Source organism: Acinetobacter sp. YH16040_T, assembly GCF_024605785.1.
Classification (GTDB): Bacteria; Pseudomonadota; Gammaproteobacteria; order Pseudomonadales; family Moraxellaceae; genus Acinetobacter; species Acinetobacter amyesii.
On sequence record NZ_CP094541.1, the window covers coordinates 703,211 to 728,407 of the forward strand.

Annotated in this window: 21 protein-coding genes; 11 read left to right on the forward strand and 10 right to left on the reverse strand. The window is 42.0% G+C overall.

Annotated features, from left to right (window positions below):
* Positions 1 to 432: 432 nt before the first annotated feature.
* Positions 433 to 642, forward strand: coding sequence for a cold-shock protein (locus tag MST16_RS03350; protein ID WP_067761877.1), 210 nt, complete (start codon positions 433 to 435; stop codon positions 640 to 642).
* 133 nt (positions 643 to 775) lie between these two features.
* On the opposite strand, the gene MST16_RS03355 is transcribed toward MST16_RS03350, so the two are convergent.
* Positions 776 to 1,585 carry an inner membrane protein YpjD gene (locus tag MST16_RS03355; RefSeq protein WP_078191164.1) on the reverse strand — a complete coding sequence of 270 codons (810 nt, stop codon included), beginning with the start codon at positions 1,583 to 1,585 and terminating at the stop codon, positions 776 to 778.
* Positions 1,586 to 1,723: 138 nt separating this feature from the next.
* Between MST16_RS03355 and ffh the strand changes: the two genes are divergently transcribed.
* The gene (gene ffh, locus MST16_RS03360; protein ID WP_078191163.1) at positions 1,724 to 3,127 is read left to right on the forward strand and encodes a signal recognition particle protein; all 1,404 of its coding nucleotides are present in this window, start codon (positions 1,724 to 1,726) and stop codon (positions 3,125 to 3,127) included.
* Positions 3,128 to 3,411: 284 nt separating this feature from the next.
* Positions 3,412 to 4,005, forward strand: coding sequence for an alpha/beta hydrolase (locus MST16_RS03365; RefSeq protein ID WP_180009901.1), 594 nt, complete (start codon positions 3,412 to 3,414; stop codon positions 4,003 to 4,005).
* Between the two features lie 147 nt (positions 4,006 to 4,152).
* Here MST16_RS03365 and MST16_RS03370 read toward each other — a convergent pair whose 3' ends face one another.
* From MST16_RS03370 to MST16_RS03380, 3 genes are all read right to left on the reverse strand, one after another.
* On the reverse strand, positions 4,153 to 4,830 hold the full coding sequence (locus MST16_RS03370) for a hypothetical protein (RefSeq protein ID WP_180009900.1): 678 nt from the start codon (positions 4,828 to 4,830) through the stop codon (positions 4,153 to 4,155).
* Positions 4,831 to 5,056: 226 nt separating this feature from the next.
* A complete protein-coding gene (locus MST16_RS03375; RefSeq protein ID WP_180009899.1) occupies positions 5,057 to 5,785 on the reverse strand; it encodes a type III pantothenate kinase in 729 nt (242 codons plus the stop codon).
* A gap of 22 nt (positions 5,786 to 5,807) precedes the next feature.
* Complete coding sequence (locus MST16_RS03380; RefSeq protein WP_180009898.1) at positions 5,808 to 6,563, reverse strand: biotin--[acetyl-CoA-carboxylase] ligase; 756 nt, start codon at positions 6,561 to 6,563, stop codon at positions 5,808 to 5,810.
* Positions 6,564 to 6,592: 29 nt separating this feature from the next.
* On the opposite strand from MST16_RS03380, the gene MST16_RS03385 reads away from it, so the two are divergent.
* The 5 genes from MST16_RS03385 to ligA all read left to right on the forward strand — a co-directional run bounded on the left by MST16_RS03385 (position 6,593) and on the right by ligA (position 14,894).
* Positions 6,593 to 7,405, forward strand: a complete 813-nt coding sequence (locus MST16_RS03385; RefSeq protein ID WP_180009897.1) for a sulfite exporter TauE/SafE family protein — start codon at positions 6,593 to 6,595, stop codon at positions 7,403 to 7,405.
* A gap of 147 nt (positions 7,406 to 7,552) precedes the next feature.
* Positions 7,553 to 8,248, forward strand: a complete 696-nt coding sequence (locus MST16_RS03390; protein WP_180009896.1) for a GntR family transcriptional regulator — start codon at positions 7,553 to 7,555, stop codon at positions 8,246 to 8,248.
* Positions 8,249 to 8,258: 10 nt separating this feature from the next.
* Entirely contained in the window at positions 8,259 to 11,708 is a 3,450-nt protein-coding gene (gene smc, locus MST16_RS03395; protein ID WP_180009895.1) for a chromosome segregation protein SMC, read from the forward strand.
* Between the two features lies 1 nt (position 11,709).
* Positions 11,710 to 12,762, forward strand: coding sequence for a cell division protein ZipA C-terminal FtsZ-binding domain-containing protein (locus tag MST16_RS03400; RefSeq protein WP_180009894.1), 1,053 nt, complete (start codon positions 11,710 to 11,712; stop codon positions 12,760 to 12,762).
* Between the two features lie 98 nt (positions 12,763 to 12,860).
* Positions 12,861 to 14,894 (forward strand): NAD-dependent DNA ligase LigA, encoded by a 2,034-nt coding sequence (ligA, locus tag MST16_RS03405; RefSeq protein WP_180009893.1) that lies wholly within the window; start codon positions 12,861 to 12,863, stop codon positions 14,892 to 14,894.
* Between the two features lie 243 nt (positions 14,895 to 15,137).
* Here the strand turns inward: ligA and MST16_RS03410 are convergent, their stop codons facing one another.
* From MST16_RS03410 to MST16_RS03420, 3 genes are all read right to left on the reverse strand, one after another.
* Positions 15,138 to 16,601, reverse strand: a complete 1,464-nt coding sequence (locus MST16_RS03410; RefSeq protein ID WP_180009892.1) for an amino acid permease — start codon at positions 16,599 to 16,601, stop codon at positions 15,138 to 15,140.
* Complete coding sequence (locus tag MST16_RS03415; protein WP_078192341.1) at positions 16,601 to 17,635, reverse strand: methyltransferase; 1,035 nt, start codon at positions 17,633 to 17,635, stop codon at positions 16,601 to 16,603. Before MST16_RS03415 ends, MST16_RS03410 begins: the two co-directional genes overlap by 1 nt.
* A 66-nt stretch (positions 17,636 to 17,701) precedes the next feature.
* Positions 17,702 to 19,072, reverse strand: coding sequence for a uracil-xanthine permease family protein (locus MST16_RS03420; protein WP_180009891.1), 1,371 nt, complete (start codon positions 19,070 to 19,072; stop codon positions 17,702 to 17,704).
* 173 nt (positions 19,073 to 19,245) lie between these two features.
* Here MST16_RS03420 and typA point away from each other — a divergent pair, with 173 nt between their 5' ends.
* Complete coding sequence (typA, locus tag MST16_RS03425) at positions 19,246 to 21,081, forward strand: translational GTPase TypA (RefSeq protein WP_078191150.1); 1,836 nt, start codon at positions 19,246 to 19,248, stop codon at positions 21,079 to 21,081.
* 291 nt (positions 21,082 to 21,372) lie between these two features.
* Positions 21,373 to 21,804 carry a large conductance mechanosensitive channel protein MscL gene (gene mscL, locus MST16_RS03430; RefSeq protein WP_180009890.1) on the forward strand — a complete coding sequence of 144 codons (432 nt, stop codon included), beginning with the start codon at positions 21,373 to 21,375 and terminating at the stop codon, positions 21,802 to 21,804.
* 38 nt (positions 21,805 to 21,842) lie between these two features.
* On the opposite strand, the gene MST16_RS03435 is transcribed toward mscL, so the two are convergent.
* The 3 genes from MST16_RS03435 to mutM all read right to left on the reverse strand — a co-directional run bounded on the left by MST16_RS03435 (position 21,843) and on the right by mutM (position 23,544).
* Entirely contained in the window at positions 21,843 to 22,217 is a 375-nt protein-coding gene (locus tag MST16_RS03435; RefSeq protein ID WP_005007840.1) for a hypothetical protein, read from the reverse strand.
* 197 nt (positions 22,218 to 22,414) lie between these two features.
* Complete coding sequence (locus MST16_RS03440) at positions 22,415 to 22,693, reverse strand: peptidylprolyl isomerase (protein WP_078192338.1); 279 nt, start codon at positions 22,691 to 22,693, stop codon at positions 22,415 to 22,417.
* Complete coding sequence (gene mutM / locus MST16_RS03445; RefSeq protein ID WP_180009889.1) at positions 22,690 to 23,544, reverse strand: bifunctional DNA-formamidopyrimidine glycosylase/DNA-(apurinic or apyrimidinic site) lyase; 855 nt, start codon at positions 23,542 to 23,544, stop codon at positions 22,690 to 22,692. Before mutM ends, MST16_RS03440 begins: the two co-directional genes overlap by 4 nt.
* 389 nt (positions 23,545 to 23,933) lie before the next feature.
* Here mutM and MST16_RS03450 point away from each other — a divergent pair, with 389 nt between their 5' ends.
* Positions 23,934 to 25,196, forward strand: coding sequence for a carbohydrate porin (locus MST16_RS03450; protein WP_180009888.1), 1,263 nt, complete (start codon positions 23,934 to 23,936; stop codon positions 25,194 to 25,196).
* The last annotated feature ends 1 nt before the right edge of the window (position 25,197 follow it).

Consider the following 25,197-nt stretch of genomic DNA (forward strand, 5'->3'; position numbering starts at 1 on the left):
TTGAAAAACGGAGTTATACGTGGTTTTGAAAGGGATGTCTAGGTTTTGTGCTTCTGGTGATGCGGAATACGAAATCACAAGATTTTATGTAATTATTTGGTGAAATTAGGACCAAAGTCGTAAAGTCTTGACTGACATAAAACTTAAACAATAAAATGAGTAAATACAGATGGATAGTAATAATAAGAAGATGGCTTTTACTGTTGTTTTTTAATGGAATCAACAACATATACTGTGCTTGAATCTTTTAAGATTTCATGTATGATGGCTGCAACTAGAAAAAAAGTATTGTTTCGTAAATTTTCTTTAAGTATCGCAGTGTTAGTCATAATCCTTCGTTTTTTACAGAAATGAAGTTCAATTCTTTATTATTTTCCAAGTTATAGTCAGTCATCAGCCAATGGCTAAATCAACAAATTAATAGGTATTATTATGTCTAATACAGTTACTGGTACAGTTAAATGGTTCAACGAAACTAAAGGTTTCGGTTTTATTGCACAAGACAACGGTCCTGACGTTTTTGCTCACTTCAGCGAAATCACTGGTTCTGGCTTCAAAACTTTGCAAGAAGGCCAAAAGGTTTCTTTCAGCATCGCTCAAGGTCAAAAAGGCCCGAATGCTGTAAACATCGTTGCTCTATAATTTAGACGTAATGAAAAAAAAGCGCTGTATAGCGCTTTTTTTATGCCTGTTATTTCTGTGTGAATAATCAAGCTATAAAAAAGAGAGCCTTAGCTCCCTTCGTAATAAAACTTAAAATCATTTCATCGTCGACTTAGCGGCCCAAAACCATTTCTAAAATAAACTTAGAGCCAATAAAGCCAACTGCCAAGAGACAAAAACCAATAATGGTAAAGCGAATGGCTTTTTGACCACGCCAACCAAATCGATAGTGTCCAATGAGCAAAGCTCCATAGACGAACCATGAAATAATGCTAAAGGCTGTTTTATGCGCCAAATGCTGTGCAAAGAAGTTATCGATGGTGAAGAAACCAAACCCAAGCGCTACGGTCAGTAGTGCAAAACCAGCAATCAATAAATCAAATAGCAGAGATTCCATGGCTTGGAAGGACGGAAGTAGGCTCACCCATACACGTTTTTTCTGCTTGTTTTTCAGTTCACGGTCTTGTAAACGCAAAATAACCGCTTGAATAGTTGCCATCAGCAGGACGGCATACGCGGAAAGCGATAAAATAATATGGATGTCTAAACCCAGCGAATGTTGTTCTATAAATTGATTTTGTCGACTAAATGCGAAGCCCAAAATCAACCCCGTCGCTGCCACAGGGATGCCTAACAGGTTCATTGCAAGCACAGGTCGATAGGTACTAAATAACACACTGAGCAATAGCATGAGACCTGAAGTAAATGACATCAGGTTGAACACGTCATAGTTCACACCCATAGGCGTCAACATGTCGTTATATAAAACACCTGCATGCAATAACATGCCTAAACCAAGTACAACACCAATAAACCAATGGTTCGGCGCACGTTTAGACATTAAATGGCTGAATAAATACCAAAAAGACGTGGTATAAGCGATTAATGCTAGGATCGTGTAAACCAAGGGGAGACTGATCATGTCAAACCTTTTTCAGGATGTTGAATATTCATTTATATAAATTCTGCAAGAACTAAAGTATCCTATAGCATTCTATGCATAAATTTTCTATTTTAAGAAACAATTTTTTGCTCATGGCTATTTTAAGCGGATTTTGCAATGTTTGATACCTTAACAGAACGACTCACGCAGAGTTTAAGAAATGTTACTGGCTCAGGGCAGCTAACCGAAGACAATATTAAAGATACGTTACGCGAAGTACGTATGGCACTTCTTGAAGCCGATGTTGCGTTACCTGTAACTCGTGAATTCATCGCGAAAGTTAAGGAAGAAGCATTGGGCCAAGAAGTGATGACTCAGTTATCACCGGGGCAGGCTTTCGTCAAAATCGTTCATGACGAATTGACCAAAATGATGGGTGAGGCGAATGAAAGCCTAGACCTAGCGGCAAAACCACCAGTTGTTGTGCTTCTTGCAGGTTTGCAAGGTGCGGGTAAAACAACTACTGCGGCAAAACTTGCACGTTTCTTACAAGAACGTCAAAAGAAAAAAGTAGCAATGGTGTCTGCCGATGTTTATCGTCCAGCGGCGATTAAACAGCTACAAACAGTTGCTGGTGAAGTTGGCGCGATTTTCTTTGAATCAAGCGCAGACGAAAAACCAATTACCATCGCAAATCGTGCGATTGAGCAAGCAAAAATTCAATTTGCTGATGTCTTGATTGTCGATACAGCAGGTCGTTTACATGTAGACGACGAAATGATGGATGAAATTAAAGAGCTGCATGCAGCGATTAAGCCGACTGAAACATTGTTCGTGGTTGATGCCATGACTGGTCAGGATGCGGCGAATACGGCAAAAGCCTTTAATGATGCCTTGCCTTTGACGGGTGTGATCCTGACAAAAACGGATGGTGATGCACGTGGTGGTGCAGCACTTTCTGTTCGTGCCATTACTGGTAAGCCAATCAAATTCTTGGGTATGGGGGAAAAACTCGATGCCCTAGAGCCATTCCATCCTGAACGTATCGCACAGCGTATTTTGGGTATGGGTGACGTACTTTCTTTGGTCGAAGAAGTTGAACGTAAAATCGACAAAGAAAAAGCCGAAAAAATGGCGAAAAAACTGCAAAAAGGCGGTAGCTTCAACTTTGAAGATATGCTGATGCAGTTTGAACAAATGAACAAAATGGGCGGCATGATGGGCTTCCTGGATAAACTTCCAGGCATGAGCAACTCAGGGATTCAAGATGCAATTGCACAAGCAAATCCTGAAAAGCAAGTGAAGAAAATGGAAGCGATTATTCAATCGATGACCATTAAAGAACGTCGTAACCCAGACTTGATGAATCCAAGCCGTAAAAAACGTATTGCAGCAGGCTGTGGTATGGATGTTGCTGAAGTGAATAAACTCATCAAGCAACATGCGCAAATGGCGAAAATGATGAAGAAATTTGCCAACCCAACGGGTATGGCAAAAATGATGAAATCATTGGGCAATATGCAAAAACAATTTGGCGGCGGTGGCATGGGTCCATTGTTTGGCAGTAAAGATCCGAAGTAATTTGGACTGAAAAAAAGGCGCTTTCTGCGCCTTTTTTTATGGCTGCAATTTGACGAGACTGTGCGCTTAAGCAAAGTGATCGAGTGCATTTGATAGCAAGTACTGGATGAAGGAATCTGGCTATACGAGCCGATAGATACCGAACTGAGCTAAATCATTACAAAAAGATGCCAAATTGACATTGAGAGCGTGTAGGTGACGGGTTTAAAACAGAGGTGAAAATTTGCCGAACTGCAAATTTGAAGGTTCTCCTAAAAATAATCACCTAAAATAAGAATCAAATAATGAATACACCGCATACGCCAGAAAGCCACAAGATCTATATTGTTCATGGTCATGATGCATCACCGAATGATCATTGGTTTCCTTGGTTGGGACGAAAGCTGCAAGAAGCAGGACATTATTCTCGACGCATCGTGATGGCAAATGCGGCACAACCTGATTTTGACCATTGGCAGAAATTTCTAGCGTTGCAAATGCCTGATTTGGATGAAAATACCATTGTGATTGCCCATGGTTTGGGGTGTTTAACCACGCTGCATTATCTCAATCAATATTTTGAACAGCATGGCACACGGATTAAAGCGGGCGTTTTTGTATCGGGTTTTAAAAGTAGTTTACCGACACAACCTGAATTAACCGCATTTATTCAACGTGCAAAAATGGATAGTGGTGTTTTACAGACCTATATGCCAATTTGTATTAGTTTGATTTCATCCAATGATCCTATCGTGCCGCCGCCGGTTGCGATCCAATTGGGCAATTTTATAAATGCACAAATTTATGAGGTGAAAGAAGCGGGGCATTTCACAGCACAGGATGGCTTTTCTGAGATTCCACAACTGTGGCACGTGTTAAAGCCGATTTTAACGGCTTAGCTAGGTTCTGTGCGCGTGTTTAATAGATCGCGTGTTTTGTAGATAAGATATTTAGTGAAGACTGAGATTGCAATCATGCAATTGGTGCAATTGAGGAGAAAAAAGGCGCAATCTGCGCCTTTTTTGTTTGTTCAAACTGTTGAAAGATCAGTCGAGTTCTAAAGCAACACGTTCACGAATGTCGTCAATGTCGTCATTGGCTTCACGACCATCTTCCTGCCAAGCTTTATAGCCACCAACATATTCACCGTCGGTATCGACCACATATTCAGCCGCAATTTTTCCTGAGGCATACCATAAGCGATAGGCGTCATTACCATTTTCATCGACTTTATACGCTGCGCCACGTTGTCCTGTTGGATAAAATTCTTCGCCTTGGATGCTCACGCCATCTTGGTTTACAAAGGTAGATTCTACTTTGCCGTTTTTACGATAAAGCGTTACCGGACCTTCGATGTCACTGCCACTGAAACTAAATAATTTCATCGGATCTTTAACCCAAGCAGGTGAGGATTGAGGGGTTTTGGTTTCTTGGTAAAAATCTTGAACTAAAAAATCACCTGTGGCATTACGACCTAAAAGTACACGGTAATAGCCGTCTTTGACTGGGGTCATGTAATAGCTTGAGTCAATATACGATACGCAGCCGCAGTAATCAGGATTATCTTCATCACCGAAATAACCCAAAACTGCTTCAGATGTGCTGAGCTGTGATTTGATTTCGGCAGGGATTTTAGAGTTGGCTAGATTTTGTGTCGTGGTACAACCGCCGAAGAATAATGTAGAGGCGAACAGGCTTAAACCCAGTAAATTTTTAAATTTCATATCTATACTCTTCGTCTTATATTCTATCTTGAAAGACATTTTTAAATTATAAAGTTGCTGATGTATCTGTTGATCATCGCAGGCTATTGTAATTCCTTGGACGAAAAAAGGTCATGAATCGCGATACAATTTGTAACTATGCTTGTGTGAAATAACCATCAATAAAAAAGCGTGATCACCATTGGCCATCACGCTTTCACAGTTTGCTATCAAATAAATGGCTAAATTACACACCATTTACATAACTTTGTAGGCCTCGAAGCAGCAAATCTGCTTCGACAGCCGGCTGATATTGTTCTAAATAACGTGCAAATAGCGTAGCATCGCCACCGGTTAAAATTAACCGACTTGGATATTTGTCGAGAACCTTTTCAATGGTGCTGACCAAGCTGAGCAAGATGCCATGATGAACAGCGTCTATGGTGTTTTTACCAGGAGACAGCTCGTCAAAGGTGGCATCTGGAATTTTAATGCCTTTGGTGTTTTGGATGAGCGAATCACGTTGCAAATACAAATTTGGCAAAATATAACCGCCTAAATGTTGTAAGCCATCCGTTAAGTCAATGGTGAGTGCCGTTCCACAACTAATCACACAGTATTTTTGTGTAGGGTCTTTGACCACTGCGAGCATTTGCAGCCAACGGTCGATCCCGAACTTACTGGTGTCTTCATAAGCACAGCGTAAGCCCGCATATTCGGCATGAACTTTGGCAATAGTGACAGGAACGGCTAAAAATTTAAGAATTTTTTGAATCCGATCATTATTTTTCTTGTCGAGTACCGAAGATATCCCCACCTGATCTAAGTCCAAACTTTTAAAGTGCTGGATTAAACCGAGTAGGAGTTCGGCAGGCGACTGTAAATGCAGTTCCGCAGCATGCTCTATAATTTGATCGTGTTCAGTAATCCAGTATTTCAGCCGAGTATTACCGACATCGAGCCATAATTTTTTCATCAGTAGGCCTTTGCAATCCTGTTTATGATTGATCTGCTAAACGTAAGCGACCCTGGAAATGATTTTCTAAGCGCTGCGAAGTTTGGATGTTGATCGAACCATCATTTTCAATACCGAGAAAGAGACCTTGGCTTTTGCCTTGCAGGTGTTCAAGTTCAACGGGCTGTTGCATAAATGCAGCATAATGGTTGAATCGTGCAGCGAGGTTATAGCAGTTATGATCGAACCATTCACCTGCAAGTTGAATCGCTGCATAGAGTTCAGCAATTAACTGCAAACGGTTTGGCGAGGGAAGTCCGAGTTCAGATAACGAGGTTGCACGTTGCTCAATTCCTGCGGATGGAATCGGAAATAAGTTCATCCCAACGCCGACGATCGCTTGATGTGGCGAAATCGGTTCAATCAAAATCCCGCCCCATTTGCCTTGTGGACTATATAGGTCGTTGGGCCATTTCACTTGTAATGCGAGATTCTGCAAACTAGGCATTTGTAAGATATTTAAGGCTATTTCGAGTGCAAGCCGCCCATCTATAGATGTCTGTAAATTCAGCAATGTGCTTAAATAGATATTACCAACGGGTGAGACCCATTGATGATCGCGTTGCCCACGCCCCTGAGTTTGCTCTTCACTGCATACCAAAACATGTTGAATGCCTTTTTTGGCAATCTCACGGACATCGTCATTGGTCGATGTAGTAATGGGCTTCAGTAATAAAACTTCAGGCGGCTGAGGTACTGTGCTCAGCAATTGCTGTAAGTGTCTGGTCTCTAAATCCATTTGAATCTGAGAGTTGTGGAATAATATTGATGGAGTTAATCATATATTTACTGATTGGTGCAATCGCTGGTTTTGCTGCGGGGCTATTTGGTGTGGGCGGTGGCCTGATTATTGTGCCGATTTTATTCATCGTCTTTACCCAACTTCAGTATGATCCCAGTGTGATTATGCACATGGCGGTGGGCACATCTTTAGCCACGATTATTGTCACCTCACTTAGCTCGGTTTCGGCGCATCATAAAAAAGGTGCCGTGCTGTGGAATGTCTTTCGGAATTTGTCACCGGGTTTGGTGATCGGTTCATTTCTCGGTGCAGGCATTGCAGATTATTTATCAGGGCAGGGTTTGCAACTGTTAATCGGCTTTTTTGCGGTCTGGGTAGCCTTTAAAATGTTTCGCGGTGCAGCGACACCAGTCGATCCGAATAAACATTTACCCTCACAAGCCATGCAAATGGCAGCAGGGGGTGGTATTGGGATTGCCTCTGCGATCTTCGGTATTGGTGGTGGCAGCTTAACCGTCCCATATTTGAATAAAAATGGCGTCATTATGCAAAAAGCGGTCGCAACGTCTGCTGCATGTGGTTTACCGATTGCGATTGCTGGGGCCCTCGGCTTTATGTGGTTTGGTCATCAAGCCGATATCGTGGTTCCCAATACCATTGGTTATATCCATATTTATGCATTTATCGGGATTAGTGTAATGAGCTTCATCACTGCGAAATTGGGTGCGAAAATGGCTCATATGTTGTCGCCATTTATGCTAAAGCGTTGTTTTGCATGTTTATTAACAACAGTCGGCTGCTATTTTATTTACCAAGGTGTGCAAGCCTTTGGCGCATGATTGTCCGTTTTGACTGACAAAATTGGCTTTGTTGACACAAGATTGTCAGACAATGTCATGTTCAATTAGGTTGCTTATCGTTTCTAATGCAAATAGATTGAGTGTAAATCTGAACATTGCATCTTATAAAAAAAAGATAGGAACAGTATGCAACAACAAGAAGCGGACAGTTTGTCGGAACAAATTGCCAAACACATCGGTGAACAAATCATTCGCGGTGAGTTGGTCGAAGGCGAGCGTATTCAGGAACTCAGAATTGCGGCCGAATTGGATGTGAGCCGTGGCTCTGTTCGTGAAGCTTTATTGATTTTAGAACGGACCCAGCTCATTGAAATCTACCCGCGACGTGGCGCCTTAGTCTCTGAAATGTCGGCTTTACAAGTGCGCTCATTATTTGATATTGCAGCATTATTGTTGGGTCAAATTGTGTATCGTATGGCGGAAACGTGGCGCAGCCATGAAGCTGAGCGTATTCAGTTATTACTTGAACAATTAGACGTGGAAACTCGCCAAGGCAATACTGAAAAGTTTTATGATCTGATTTTTCAGGGCATGGCTCGTCAGCATGAAATGGTGGGAAATACCTACCTGATGCGTTATTACCAAGAATTGTTGCCATCACTCAGACGTAGTTATTTCCTGACACTGAATATTTCACGACGTGAACTACAAGAATCTTTTGATTTGTTTAAATTAGTGACTGATGCAGTTTTAATCAGAAAATCACATCAAGCCACTTTATTTATGGAAGATTTTTGTCGACACTTACGCAACCTTGTGTTGGAATCACTAACACGGATGAAACAAATCGAATTAGCGTGGGCGAGACGTTCACGCCGCTGATCAGGACATTATGCGTTTAAGCAGTTTAAAACTTTCCGGCTTCAAATCTTTTGCCGATAGCACAACTCTAAAATTTGAAGGCAACCGTAGTGCGGTTGTTGGACCGAACGGCTGTGGTAAATCCAATGTGATTGATGCCATTCGTTGGGTTATGGGTGAATCCAGTGCCCGTCAATTGCGTGGTGGCACCATGCAAGATGTTATTTTTACCGGAACGGCCAAGCGTAAACCAGTCGGGATGGCGAGTGTTGAACTGCGTTTTGATAATACCTATGGCAAGCTAGGTGGCGCTTATAATGCCTATACTGAACTAGCAGTTCGTCGTCAGGTCAATCGTGATGGTAAATCCGAATATTTCCTCAACGGCACCAAATGCCGCCGTCGTGATATTACCGATATTTTCTTAGGTACCGGTTTAGGTCCACGTTCGTATGCGATTATTGAACAGGGCATGATCAACCGTTTGGTCGATGCCAAACCTGAAGAAATGCGTGTGTATATTGAAGAAGCCGCTGGGGTTTCTCGCTATCAAGCTCGTCGTCGTGAAACGTTGCAGCATCTAGAACACACCACTCAAAACTTAGAACGTCTCGAAGACATTGCATCAGAACTGAAATCTCAGCTGAAAACCTTAAAACGCCAGTCTGAAACGGCGGTGCAATACAAAGAATTAGAAACCCAAATTCGTACCATTAAGATCGAAGTGTTGTCTTTCCAATGTGAACAAAGCACGCGTTTACAGCAAGAATACACGCTCGACATGAATGAGCTCGGGGAAACCTTCAAACTGGTTCGTTCTGAGCTGAACACCCTTGAGCATGACTTATCTTCCACCAGTGCTTTATTTCAACGGCTTATTCAACAGTCCACGCCATTACAAAGCGAATGGCAACAGGCGGAAAAGAAACTGTCTGAGTTGAAAATGACGCTGGAGCAAAAGCAGGGTTTATTTGCACAAAATTCGGCAAGTTTGGTGGAGCTTGAAAAGCAAAAAGCTCAAACCAAAGAACGTTTACAGCTATTAGAGTTACAACTGGAAACGCTGCAAGAACAGCAAGATGGATTTGTTGAGCAATTACAGCGCCAAGAAAGCAGTAGTCAAGATCAGACTCAACAATTGGCCGATTTGAAAGCTCAGCATCAACAAGCGGTTCAACAATTTGAACAATGCCGTGGGCAAGTCGAAAAGCAGCAACAGCAAAAGCTACAGATGTTGGCGCAGAGTGAACAATTGACCAAAAATATTGGTCGAATTGAGCAACAACGTGAGACCCTGCAACAGCAAAGAGGTCAAATTCAGCATCAGGCGCAGCAAGATGAGTTGGAGCAGTATCAGCAAGATAAGCAACAGCTCGAACAACAAATTACGCAACAAGAGCAGGTGATTGCCGAAACTCAAGCACAGCTTGCAGCTGCACAAGAACAGCAGGCACAGCACAAAAATACGGTGCTGCAGTTAAAGTCAGAAATACAGGTGCTGTTGTCCGAGCAGAAAAACCTAAATCAATTGATGATTAAAGCCAGTCCAAAGCAGCAAAGCCAGCGTCAACATTTAATGCAGCAGTTGCAGTTGAGCACGCAAGGTAAACAGCATGCGCAACTGGTCGAGAAATTTTTGTCTAAATGGCTGAGTGCCCAAGTCTTGGGACACAGTGATAATTTTCAAGACAGTATTGCACGTCAGGTCAAAGGCAGTTATCACACAGCAGCACAAATCGTTGGATTAGACGCTTTGGCGACGTGGATTGAAGCACCACAACTTTCGATCTGGCAGCAGGTCGCGATTGCTGAAACATTGACGATGGCATTGAGTCATCAGGCTAAACTGGCTGTTGGTCAGTCGATACTCACGCTCGATGGTTATCATGTCGGTGTGGATTGGGTGATTGGTCTAGACTATGACGAGGACAGCCAAGCAGGGCAAGGTGCATTGAGCCACCGTATTCGCTTGGATGAATTGATTGAATTACTTGCAGAGCAGCAGCCAAAGCTAACGCAACTAGAAGGCCAATTGCCTGAGTTGCAAAATGCCGTACAAGCTTTACAGCAAAATCTGCAACAGCAACATAGCCAATTAAAAAATTGGCAAAAAGACATTCAAAATGCTGATGTTGCGATTGCGAAGGCACAAAGTTCCCATCAGGCTTTTGCATTACAAAAGCAGCAGTTACAAGATCAATTGCAGCAACTTGAAGCACAGCTTGAAGAAGATGCCATGCAAAAAGATGATTTGGAAATAGATCTGCATGCGCTGACGATGAAGCTTGAGCAAGCCTTGCCCAATTATAAAACCTTGCAATTCCAAGTTGAGGAATTGAGTCTAGCGCTGGAAAGTGCTCAGCAAGTGGCACTACACAGTCAGCAAGAATTGGAAATCGTGCGTCGTCAGTCTGTACAGACGAAACAACAGATTGAATTATTAGAAAAAGACACGGTCTTTTTGAAAGCGCAAACTCAGCAAATTATTGGACAGATGGAACAGGCAAAGAAATTTGTCGATCCGGTACAGTTAGAATTGCCTGCGCTTGAGTCACAGTATTCAGAGCAAGCCCAAGTCACTGAACGTTTACAAAAAACATGGAATGACTGGCAGCTTGAACTGAATAATGTTCAGAGTAAACAACAGACATTGACGGAACAACGCCATTCACATCAACAGCAAGATGAAAAATTGCGTACGCAATTGGAAGAAAAGCGTCTAGCTTGGCAATCCGCGCAGTCTGATTTGCAGCATTATTCTGAACAGCTGAAAGAAATGAACAGCGAAATGCTGACAGGTTTAAGCATTGATGTGGTATCCCATCAGCAAAAACTAGAAAAAGCACAGCAGCAGTTTGATAAATTGGGTGCAGTCAACTTGGCTGCGGCAGAAGAATATACTGAAGTTTCTAAACGCTTTGATGATTTAAGCCACCAAATTGATGACTTGCAAAAGACCGTTGAACAACTGCAAGCCGCGATGAAAAGCATTGATCAGGAAACGCGAAAGCTGTTTATGACTACTTTTGATAAGGTCAATGCTGAACTTCAAGCGTTATTTCCGAAAGTATTTAATGGTGGTGAAGCAAGTTTAAGCCTTGAAGATGGTTGGCAATCAGGTGTAAAACTGATGGCACGACCACCGGGTAAACGAAATAGCTCTTTGGCATTATTGTCGGGTGGTGAAAAGGCATTGACCGCATTGGCTTTGGTTTTTGCGATTTTCCGCTTAAATCCTGCACCATTTTGCGTTTTAGACGAAGTCGATGCACCTTTAGACGATGCAAATGTAGGAAGATTTTGTAATCTTGTAAAAGAGCTTTCAGAACAAGTGCAATTTATCTACATTACACACAATAAACTGGCAATGACAATGGCAACTGACTTACTTGGTGTGACCATGCCAGAACCAGGAACTTCAAAATTAGTGACTGTGAATATTGAGCAGGCCAAAGAATACGGTTTAGCTGCGGAGGCATAACATGGAAATCACCACTATAGCTGGGATTGTAATCGCTGTAATTATCATGGTTGTGGGCATTCGAATGATGTTTCGTAAACCTGCGGATGCAGCGCCATCACTCGACACCGAATTACATATTGACCCTGATAGTCAGCAACCTGTTATTCCGCGCCATGTACGAAATCAGTTAAATACACCTGAAACCACGCAACGTGTAGAGCCGACTTTGGCTGAGGAAAAAGTCACAGCGGTTGAAACGACTGAAGCTGTTCAAGCGAATGTAACGCCAGAAGCAATGGCAACAGAACAAGCTGAGCAAAGCGTTGAGGCTATTGCAAAGAATGAGACGACTACGACGGATCCCGTTTCAGTTGAAAAAGCTCAAACTGCAACAGAAGACAATACATTGTCTACAGAAACAACAGAATCTGCAACGGTTGCAACTGTAGCCACCGATGCCAATCACGCAGCGACTCCTGCGACGAATGTTCAGGCTGACGCTGTTCCTGCAGAAAAAGCACCAGAATTTAGTGTAAATAGTGCAATTGAAAAAGCTGAAATTAGCGATTTTGATGAAGAAAGCAGTATTTTGGATGCGCATTTACATGAACAAAAAATTGTTGATGAAGAAAGTGCTTTAGCAACTGCGGAAACTTATATCGCCTTAAATGTGTTCCCGGATAGCCGTGCCTTGTCAGGTGAAAAAGCATTAAAAGTGTTGCTGAAGTACGGTCTGCGTTTTGGCGAAATGGCCTGTTTCCATCGCTATGATGAAGAAGGGACAAAGTTATTATTCTCTGTATTACAAATGAATAATGATGGCGCTGCGCAAGGTTTTGATCTTGAAACTTTATCGACTGAAGAAGTAAAAGGTTTGGCCTTCTTCTTGGCGCTTCCACACAGCGATGTACAAAATGCCTTTGATACTATGGACAGCATTTCACGTCTAATTGCACGTGAAATTGACGGTACTGTGTATGATCAAAATAACCAAGAATTTACACCGCAGATGCGTGAACATTGGCGTCATCAAGCGATTGATTATCGTCAAGGTCAAGCTATCGAAGTCTAAGCGTCTTTGATTGAAACTCACCGAGTGGGTTTCTATAATAGCAACAGATAATGAAATTTGAGGGCGGAGCATGAACCGCCCTTTTTTATGGTGAATGTATGACACAACAATCCACTGTCGTTGCACAGATGCGACAACTGATTCAACTCTTGGCGAAGCATAACCATGCCTACTATGTCATGGACACGCCAGAAATTGAGGACAGTGAATATGATCAACTTTTTCACCAATTAAAAGCTTTAGAAGAGCAATACCCTGATTTAGTACAACCTGATACACCAACTACAAAAGTGGGTGGAAAGGCCTTGTCTAAGTTTGAATCTGTAACCCATGCAGTACCCATGTTGTCATTGGGTAATGTGTTTAATGCAGAAGATTTATTTGCCTTTGCGCGTCGTGCGGAAGAGCGCTTGCCGAATCAAAAAATTGAATATGATGTCGAATTAAAATTTGATGGACTGGCCATTTCTCTCTGGTATGAAAATGGCATTTTAGTCCGTGGTGTGACACGGGGCGATGGTGAAACTGGGGAAGACATTACCCAAAATGTAAAAACCATTCGTAATTTACCTAAAGTACTGACTTCTACACAGACTGAAATTCCAAGTCTGCTTGAAGTCCGTGGTGAAGTCCTGATGCCAAAGTCAGGCTTTGAAAAGCTTAATGCTGAAAATGAAGCCAAAGGTGAAAAAACCTTTGCCAATCCACGAAATGCAGCAGCAGGAAGCTTACGTCAACTCGATCCTGCAATTGCGGCTTCGCGTCCTTTGGCTTTTTATGCCTATGGCATTGCACAGTGTGAACCACATCATGGGCAAACCACCATGTCTGCAAGTCTTGAGTGGTTGACACAGTTTGGTTTTGCTGTCGGTGAACGTCACTTTATTTGTGATAGCATTCAGGACGTACAAGCTGAGTATGAGCAAATGATCATTGATCGTCCAAGCCTGAGTGTTGAAATTGATGGCATGGTGATTAAGGTAAATAGCCTGAAGCAGCAGCAAACATTGGGTTTTTTAAGTCGTGAACCACGCTGGGCAACGGCATATAAATTCCCTGCAGTCGCAGCGCTGACGACAGTTGAAAATATTGATTGGCAAGTGGGGCGTACAGGGACTTTAACCCCAGTCGCGCGTTTAAACCCTGTGGCAGTCGGTGGCGTAACGGTTTCCAATGTCACTCTACATAATATTGGTGAAATTCACCGTTTAGATGTACGTGTAGGTGATACAGTCAGTGTTTACCGTAGTGGCGATGTGATTCCAAAAGTGGAAAAAGTATGGCCTGAATTCCGTCCTGTAGATACGGTAGAAGTTCAGTTACCTGCATGTTGCCCAGTCTGTGCATCTCCTGTCGTGATGCCAGAAGGTGAAGCCTTGGCACGTTGTTCAGGTGGTTTGTACTGTGCTGCACAGCGTATTGAGGCGATTCGTCACTTTGTATCGCGTAAAGCTATGGACATTGAGGGCTTAGGCGACCGTTGGGCGGAATCACTTTTACATTTGGATCTACTCAAAGATGTTGCTGATATTTATAGCTTGCATGAGCATCGTGAAAAATTACTGACCATTGAAAAAATGGGTGAAAAGTCGGTTCAAAACCTCATCGATTCTATTGAAAATAGTAAGAAAACGACACTAGGCGCATTTATTTATGCACTTGGCATTCGAGGCGTGGGTGAAACCACGGCACGCATGCTCGCCAATACCTTCCAAACCTTTGATGCGATTCGCCATGCAGATCTCGAATCCTTGAAAAAAACGCCAGACGTTGGTGATATTACCGCTGAATGGATTGTCGACTTTTTCCAAGCGCCGCATAACCTCGAAGTGGTTGATCGTTTGTTGGCAGCTGGGATTCATTGGGATGCACCTGTTGCACCAAGTCGTCAGCCGCTGAATGGCGAGAGTTGGGTGATTACTGGAACATTGAGTACCATGGGGCGTGATGAAGCGACGCAAATGCTTCAAGCCTTAGGCGCACGTGTCAGTGGTAGTGTTTCGGGTAAAACCAAATGTGTGGTTGCGGGTGAAAAGGCAGGTTCTAAATTAGAAAAGGCTGAAAAACTGGGTATTCCGGTGATGAGCGAAGACGAGTTTATTGCCTTTGTACAACAGCATAATGCTTCTTAAGTATTGAAAATCAAACCTGAAAAGGTTGTGACTTTTGAACAAACGCCTGATGCATTGCATTGGGCGTTTTTATTTTGCTGCTTAACATGATTGCGTCAGCCTATCAGTTGTTGATGATAGATCAGACATCATTCCTCAACATCACTCACGAAATATTTTGTTAAAGCGTGAATGTATTGAGATACAATTTTAGCCATAAAAAAAAGCAGCTTAGGAGCTGCTTTTTTTTATTCAGTGATCACATTATTCTTGATCAACTTTCATTGGTTTTACATCCATTTCTTGATATGAAACCAACTTGGTTTTGTGTTTCCACTTATAACCAAACCAAATGGCAAGGAATAAGAAAATACCAATATAGGTAGAAACAACGGCTAACCACTCACCATCTAAAACGGCTTGATAGTTCTGACCAAGGACCACGATGGCACACAAAATAAAGGCAAACCAAGGTGCAAATGGGAAGAATTTTGCACGGTAAGCAAGATCTTCTAATTTATTGCCTTGAGCCAAGTAGCCTTTACGGAAGCGATAATGTGAAACTGCAATACCGAGCCACACAATAAAGCCACACATACCTGACATGTTCAGTAACCAGTTAAAGACCGCTTGTTCACCGATAAAGGTGGTTAAGAAGCACAGTGCCGCAATCGCTGTTGTTGCATAAAGTGCATTCATTGGTACACCACGTGAATCTAAGCGACCAAAGACTTTCGGCGCACTGCCTTTACGTGCCATATCAAAGAGCATACGGGTAGAGGAGTACATACCAGAGTTACCCGCTGATAAAATCGCGGTTAAGATCACTGCATTCATTACTGATGCAGCAAAGGCAAAACCTGCTTTTTCATACAGTAAGGTAAATGGTGATAGTGCAATATTTTCAGTAGATGCCGCTTGTAATAAACGTGGGTCATCATAGGCAATGAGTGTACCGATAATGAAAATACACACGATATAAAACAACAAGATACGCCAGAAAATTTGCTTAATGGCAATAGGGATGGTCTTTTCAGGATCTTTCGATTCACCAGCAGCCACACCAACCATTTCAGTCCCTTGGAAAGAGAAACCGGCAATCATGGCTACACCAATCAAGGCAGATAAACCGCCGACAAATGGGGCTTCACCCTTGCTCCAGTTGGCAAATGTTTCTACGCCCGGTGTCAGCATGATTTTGCCAATCATAAACAAACCGATAATGATAAAGGCAACAATTGCGAGCACTTTAACTAGGGAGAAGAAGAATTCTGATTCACCAAAGCCTTTTACGGTCAGTGCATTAATGGCAAAGACGATTGCGAGGAAAATCGCACTCCAGTAGAAGCCCGGAATATCTGGAAACCAGAATTTCATAATGAATTGGACTGCAACCAATTCAAATGCCACGGTAATCGCCCAGTTATACCAATAGTTCCAACCCAAAGCGAAGCCGAAACCACCCTCGACATATTTGGTGCCGTAGGTAAAGAATGCACCCGAAGTTGGATTATGTGTTGCAAGCTCACCTAGACTGGTCATCAAGAAGTAAATCATGATACCAATTAAGCAGTATGCAAGCAGGGCGCCACCCGGGCCTGCATTGGCAATGGTTGCACCTGAGGCAAGGAATAAACCTGTACCAATTGATCCACCAATTGCAATCATGTTGAGATGGCGAGCACCCAACTTACGCTGAAGCTGAGCTGGTTTTTGAGTTTCGCTCATCATTGTTCCTTAAGATTTTTTTGCGTGCTCGCAAACAAGACTTTAAATCCTTGTTGGTCGGCTTTGATTGTACATTGACCGTAATGTTGCTCAATTAAAGTCGGATAATTGAGGAATCGGTTGGCAACAATCCAAAGCTCACCCCCAGACTTCAAATGTCTGCGCGAAGTTTTGCATAGATTTTCACTGGCATTGTAGTCGGTTTGAATCCCTTGATGGAAGGGTGGATTGCTGACTATGGCATGTAAAAATAATGGAGCATCCTCGATTCCTGTGACCGCTTTAATCTCAAGTTGTTCAGGTTCAAGCAAATTTTGTTCAAATGTCATTTGTGTAGACGCTAGTGCAAAGGCATCTACATCCATGGCAAAGATACGATTTTTAGGATTCAGTTTGGCTAAATAAGCACTGATAACACCCGCACCACAGCCAAAATCTGCAATTTTGCCAGAAGTCACCTGTGACAAATAAGGCAATAATGTAGCCGTACCCACATCTAAACGGTTCTGGCTAAATACGCCAGGCAGTGCGCAAATCGTAAGCTCACCATTTGGGGTTTCAACTGGATATTTTTGCACCCAATCTTGCAGTGGCTTGAGTGTTACAGTTTTTTCTAAGAGGGTTTGCCACATTTGACAGTGACGCGCACTATCAATTTTTAGGGTTTTACCAAAGGGTTGTAATTGTTTTGCTGCGCGTTCAACACCGCCTTTTTTCTCACCCACGAGGAAAATAGACGCACCTTGAGCAAGATGACTTGCGACATTGTGTAATAAATAATTCAGCAGTTCTTTTGATTTCGGAACAAAAATAACCGCTTGATCAAACTGACCTTCAGGAAAATCGACACCAAAATGGACGTTTGACTGTTGATTTTGAAAGTACTGAAAATCATTAAAATTCCAGCACCAAATCGATGGCTTAATATTGTCATTCAATTGACTGAGTAAGTCATCTGTCGGTGCATTTACGAAAAGCACGCGATCTTGTAATAAATCGATCTGTCGTATAACGACTTCACTTGTGAGATCCATAGATTTCTCCATCATAAAAAACACTGCCTAGGGCGGAACCTAGGCAGTGTTCTTTGACAAATGAACTTACTTCTTCACTTCAGGAAGAACAATATTCAAAATAAGGGCAGCGATACCACCAGTGGCAACGCCTGAACTGAAGATATTACGGAACAATTCAGGAAGATGTTCAAGGATTTGTGGTACTTGTGCAACACCTAGACCCAATGCCAATGAAATCGCAATGATTAATAGTGCGCGGCGGTCTAAATGAATGCCTGACAAGATATTAATACCCGAGGCAGCCACGGCACCGAACATGACCATTACAGCACCACCAAGCACGGCTTGTGGAACTGCCTGAATGACACCTGCTACAGCAGGAAGTAAGCCTAAAATAACCAATAGGGCAGCAATCCAAATGCCTACATAGCGGCTTGCAACACCTGTTAACTGAATAACACCGTTGTTTTGCGCAAATACAGAACTTGGGAATGTGTTAAAGATACCGGCAAGGAATGAGTTTGCACCATTCACCAATACACCACCTTTAATACGCTTCATCCATTCAGGGCCATCTACAGCTTGATTTGAAAGCTTAGAAGTCGCGGTAATATCGCCAATCGCTTCCAAAGATGTCACAAGGTAGATAAATGCCATTGGAATAAACAAGCTCCAAGAGAAGCTTAAGCCAAAGTGCATCGGTGTTGGAATTTGAACCAGTGGCGCATCTTTTAAACCATCAAAGTTTAAATGACCCATAAAGCCTGCAAGGATGTAACCGACGACTAAGGCAATGAGGATGGCAGAACTTTTTACCCATGTAATACGCACACGGTTCAATAAAATGATCAGTGCCAAAACGGTACATGACATGATGAGGTTGTCTGTATTGGCAAATGTTTTATCGCCCATGGCTTGATAACCACCACCCATGCTGATCAGGCCTTCTTTAATTAAAGTCAGACCAATCAATAGCACCACAATACCTGTTACCAATGGGGTAATCAGTTTTTTCACCCACGGTAAGATCCGTGACACACCCATTTCAATGAATGAACCTGCGATCACGACACCAAAAATTGCCGCCATAACTGCTTCTACAGGTGTACCTGCCGCAACCATTGCAGAACCAATACCGATAATAGGACCAATAAAGTTAAAGCTGGTTCCTTGTACAATCAGGAGACCTGCACCAAATGGACCGACTTTTTTACATTGTAAAAAGGTTGCGATACCAGAGATCACCAATGACATCGACAGAATCATATTGGTGTCTTCTTTTGACACACCAAGTGCCAAACAGATCAGCAGACCCGGCGTCACAATTGGGACAATAATGGCCAATAAATGTTGAAACGCAGCGAGAAAAGCAATAAAAGGTTTTGGTCGATCATTCAATCCATAGACTAAATCGAGTTGATCTTTTGCTTCGGGAGATTGGTTTAAATCAGACATGCGGCACTGAAAATTAAGGCTAGGTGGCGCTATTCTAATCTGTTTACACAGCTTTACAAAACCAAAAGCGTGCCAGTCGTCAAAAAAAATGCGATTGTCAATAAACTGTCACTACTAAAATCTATATTTTTTCTGTATAATTTGCCCTCAAACTTTAGGCGTATCGAATTCACATGTCAGATATTAAAACTCTCCGTAACATTGCCATCATCGCGCACGTCGACCATGGTAAAACTACTCTTGTAGACAAACTTTTACAGCAATCAGGTGCTCTTGGCGATCGCGCAGGCGAGATCGAACGTGTAATGGATTCTGGCGCTATTGAAAGTGAACGTGGTATTACCATTCTTGCAAAAAACACTGCAATCAAATGGTTAGACAAGCGTACTAACACTGAATACCGTATCAATATTGTGGATACCCCGGGACACGCCGACTTCGGTGGTGAAGTAGAACGTGTAATGTCAATGGTTGACTGCGTACTTCTTCTTGTTGACTCTCAAGAAGGCCCAATGCCACAAACTCGTTTTGTAACGCAAAAAGCGTTCGCACGTGGTTTGAAACCAATCGTAATTATTAACAAAGTCGACAAGCCAAACGCTCGTCCAGACTGGGTAATTGACCAAGTATTTGATTTGTTCGACAACCTTGGTGGTTCTGACGAACAGTTAGACTTCCCAGTTGTATATGCTTCAGGTCTTCGTGGTGTGGCTGGTCCATCTCCAGAAGAACTTGCTGAAGACATGACTCCATTGTTCGAAACAATTGTAGACATCGTTGAACCACCAGCGGTTGACGTTGACGGTCCATTCCAAATGCAAGTGTCTTCACTTGACTATAACAGCTTCGTAGGTGTTATCGGTGTTGGTCGTATTCAACGTGGTTCAGTGAAATTAAACACTCCTGTAACTGTAATCGACAAAGACGGTAAAACACGTAACGGTCGTATCTTAAAAATCATGGGTTACCATGGATTAGAGCGTATCGATGTTGAATCAGCTTCTGCTGGTGACATCGTTTGTGTAACGGGTATTGATGAACTTCATATCTCTGACACAATCTGTGATCCAAAAGCAGTTGAAGCTTTACCTGCACTTTCTGTAGACGAACCTACAGTATCGATGACTTTCCAAGTAAACAACTCACCGTTTGCTGGTAAAGAAGGTAAATTCGTAACTTCACGTAATATCCGTGAACGTCTAGATCGCGAATTGATTCACAACGTAGCATTACGTGTTGAAGATACTGACAGTCCTGACCGTTTCAAAGTGTCTGGTCGTGGTGAGCTTCACCTTTCAGTTCTTATTGAAAACATGCGTCGTGAAGGCTTCGAAATGGGCGTATCACGTCCACAAGTAATCATCAAAGAAATTGATGGTGAAAAACAAGAGCCATACGAAAACGTAACTTTTGACGTTGAAGAGCAGCACCAAGGCGCTGTAATGGAACAAATGGGTCACCGTAAAGGTGAAATGACCAATATGGAAGTTGACGGTAAAGGCCGTATCCGTATTGAAGCAACTGTTCCTTCACGTGGTTTGATTGGTTTCCGTTCTGAATTCTTAACAATGACTTCAGGTACAGGTATCATGACTTCAAGCTTCTCGCACTACGGTCCAATGAAACAAGGTACTGTTGCGAAACGTCAAAACGGTGTGTTGATTTCTATGGTTCAAGGTACTTGCTTGGGCTATGCATTGTTCAGCTTACAAGACCGCGGCCGTCTATTTGCACGTCCACAGTTAGAAGTTTATGAAGGTATGATCGTTGGTATTAACTCACGTTCAGACGACATGACTGTTAACCCAACTAAAGCGAAACAGTTAACTAACGTACGTGCTTCTGGTACTGATGATGCGTTGACTCTTGTTCCTGCAATTGAATATACGCTTGAACAAGCGCTTGAATTCATTGAAGACGACGAATTAGTTGAAGTAACGCCTAAGTCAATCCGTATCCGTAAACGCTGGTTGACTGAAAACGAACGTAAACGTAACCGTAACGGTTAATTTTACAGTTTCAAAAAAAACCGCTGACTTAGGTTAGCGGTTTTTTTATGCATGGGTGTTTTGAATAAAAAGGGAAAACTTGAATGACTTTATTCATTTGATCCGACATGCATAATATTGATAAATCCTTTTTAATAGAGTGAATTACTATAGTGAAAAATGTTTTGTGTGAATTTTTATACATGGTATTTAGAATCTAATATAAACCAAGTAAATTAGGTGGAAATGGTTATACAGATATAATGTATACTTCGTCACAAAATTAAAGCTGAAAAAATTTCTGGAGATCACATGAGTATTATTCAAGAATTTAGAGAATTTGCCATAAAAGGCAACGTGATGGACTTGGCTGTCGGTGTCATCATTGGTGGTGCGTTCGGTAAAATCATCGATTCCATGGTAAAAGACATTATCATGCCTTTTATTTCTTGGATCCTTGGTGGTGACGTTGATTATTCAAATTGGTTCGTTGTATTAGGCGATAATCCAAATAACCTCACCACGCTCAAAGCTGCACAAGATGCAGGCCTTAATGTTTTGGCTTACGGTAACTTCTTAACTATCTTAATCAACTTCTTGCTTTTGGCATGGGTCGTATTCTGGTTAGTGAAATTGATGAACAAATTGCGCCGTCAAAAAGTTGAAGAGCCAGCTCCAGAGGCGACTCCAGAAGATATCGAATTACTTCGTGAAATTCGTGATGAATTAAAACGTAAAGGTTAATCCTTTAGCAGTGAAAACGGCGCTTAAAGCGCCGTTTTTTATTGTGAATTTTGTTGAGGCGTCATTTTCATAAACTTAGGTTCTGATGTCGAAAAAACAATGCCATTTCGAATGCCTGTAAATACTTCATTTGCTTCTTCAGGTGATTCGGGTGCGCAGGCTTGTTGACCTAATATAAATAAGACTAAAGGGTGATTTTTGGATAATTTGCTAATTTGCTGTATCGCATCATACCATTTTGATTCATCGTTACGATTCCCATCTAAATCTAGTGCCAACTGGACTTCACCATGAGGGTTCATATCTTGATCATCATATAATGCTTGGATAAGTGCATGCTTTCGTTCACCTCGAATGATTGTAAAATCTGTTGTATCGACAGTGCCAAGACGAAAATAGTTGTAATAGCCCAATGGAATGTCCTTTATTTATTATTAAGTAGAATTGATTTAGTGCAATGTTATCTGGTTGCTATGATTTATATTATATGATTGAAAACCGCCAGCCAATGTTCTGAACGATTGAAAAAAATACTGGGATTATGTGCTTTAAGATGAAAAGCACATATTCGCGATATACTCGTTATAGCATGTTCAATGTGGGTGCTATGTTACATCCGAAACTTAATTTCTAATAAATGCCAGCCAAATTGGCTTTTGATTGGGCCATGCAGTTCACGTTCGGGTAGGGTAAATACCGCCTTATCAATTGGACCAACCAGTTGGCCTTTTTTAATGTCGCCAAGCTCACCGCCTTTTTTACCCGAAGGGCATGTCGAATGCTGCTTTGCAATTTTGGCAAAGTCCGCACCGCCTTTGATTTTCTTTTTCAGTTGCTCACATAGTTCTTTATCTTTGACTAATATGTGGCGAACAATCGCAGACTTCATGCTTTATTTCCTTTCACGGTTTTCTTAGTCAGCATTTTAACCTTTTTTAAAGGCTGACACTCTGGGCAAAACACCGATGCACGTTGCCCTAGTTTGATATTGTGCAAGATGGTTTCACAGTTGATGCACATTTCACCGGCACGTCCGTAGGCGAGCAGAGTTTGTTGGAAATAACCATTTTCGCCCATCGCATTGGTGTAATCACGTAACGTCGAACCGCCTAAATCAATTGCCTGTTTTAAAATACGTTTGATTTCGATGACCATTTTTTCAACTTGTTCAAAACTCAAACTTGATGCAGGCTGCGCAGGGTGTATGCCTAAGTTAAATAAGCTTTCCGTTGCATAGATATTGCCGACACCAACCACAATATGATTGTCCATGATCGACACTTTGATACCGGTCTGTTTATTTTTAAATTTTTGGAATAAGTATTCAGCATTAAACGCATCACTCAGCGGTTCAGGGCCAAGCGTGTCAATCAGTTTGCTTTGAGATGATGCATCTAACCATAAAATACAGCCAAAACGGCGCGGATCATGATAGCGTAATTGCATATCTTCAAAATGAATCACCAGATGATCATGCTTTCGTAATGCTTCATGACCTTCACAAATCCGAAAACTGCCAGACATGCCCAAATGCCACAACATGCTGTCCTGTTCAAATTCAGCCAAAATATATTTTGATCGACGGCTGAGCTGAAGCAGCTTTTGACCGACGAGTTTTTGAATGTCGTCAGGAATAGGCCAACGCAGGCTCGACTGAAAAACCTCAACTTTGAGAACCTTTTCATTCAATAATGGCAATAAACTGGTTTTAGTGGTTTCTACTTCTGGTAATTCAGGCATAAAGGTCGAAGCAATGGATCATTCAAGTTATGCATACTATTGGGCCTAGCCCTACAGAATGCAAGTTTCATCGCGGCCTAAGGGAGTGTATGAATAGGTTATTGATTATTAATTGTGAGAATAATAAACCAACAAGTCACAATAATGAGTTTGAATAAGCGATCAGAAGTTAAACAATTGAATTAATAGATATATAAGATATTGAAAAATAATCACTAAAAATATTGCATAACAATAGATTTATTTAAAATCACTTATTAATAAATTAAAGTTTTGTGAATGATAAAAATAATGCTGAGATAGAACGTGAAAAATTATGTAATTTTTGTGACATTAGATTTCAAGCCATGTGGCTTGTCTAGAGACTCTCTCCAGATTTAGGTTTTACCATGAAAAAATACAGTCTAGCTCTTCTACCTGCATTTGTTGCGGCAGCCATGACACATGTTCACGCCACAGAAGCATTCGACACTAAAGGTCAGTACATGCTCGGGGATTGGGATGGTAAACGTACCGAACTTGCACAACAAGGTGTGAAGTTTGAGGCCAATATTGCTGCTGATGCTGCCTATCTTGCCGATGGCGGTCGTAATCCGGGACATTCAGCAACGGTAGCCAGCCAATTGTGGTTAGGTACACAGCTTGATATGGAAAAACTCGCAGGTTGGGATGGTGTGACTGTGCGTGCCGTAATGACTGCTCGTCAAGGTCAAAGTACCTCAGTTCGTGATTTGCAAGGGGATGTTCCTCAATTGGCAAATGCACAAGCCAATTTTGGTCGTGGTAATCAGGACAGTCGCTTAACTGAATTATCGATTGAAAAGAATTTTAAAGAACAAGGTATTAGTGTTAAAGCCGGTCGTCTTGGTGTCGGTATGGACTTTAACGTGATGGCGTGTGATTTTGCCAGCAATGCCTTTTGTGCTGCACAAATGGGTAAATGGCAAGGTTCTATGTGGATGAATACCCCAGTTTCACAATGGGGTGGACGTGTGAAATACCAAGCGACACCAGAACTTGCGGCACAAGTCGGTGTTTATGAATTTAACCCTGACAATGGTAATGCCAAAGCAGAAGGTCAAGGTTGGAGTCTAGATACAGATCATGCTGATGGCGTAACTATTCCCGTAGAATTGGTTTGGACACCAAAATCATTGGTCAATGGCTTACCGGGGAGCTACCGCTTTGGTGCGATGTACAACACTGCAGATAATGTAAAAAATCAAAAAGACATTATTTCCGGTGAAGCTGAAGATCGTACCTTTGGTGGTTGGATAGCGATTGAGCAACAGTTTACGTCTACAGGTGAAGGCAAACGTGGTTTGCATAGCTTTGCTAATTTTACTTGGCATGATCGTGTCACCACAAAAGTTGATAACTCACAGCAGTTGGGTTTGAAATACATTGGATTGGCCGATCGTTTGCCTAACGATATGGTGGGCTTGGGCGTGAACCGTGTTCATGTCAATGATCGCCTTTCTACTGAAAAATTTGATGCAAGTGCAGAATATAACGTCGAGTTGAACTATAGCCATAACCCGACGAAATGGTTGATGATTCGTCCTAGTTTACAATATGTGATTAACCCAGGCTCAACAAATCGAGTTGATGATGCTTTCCTAATTGGTTTAAGCTCTAAGGTAATCTTCTAAT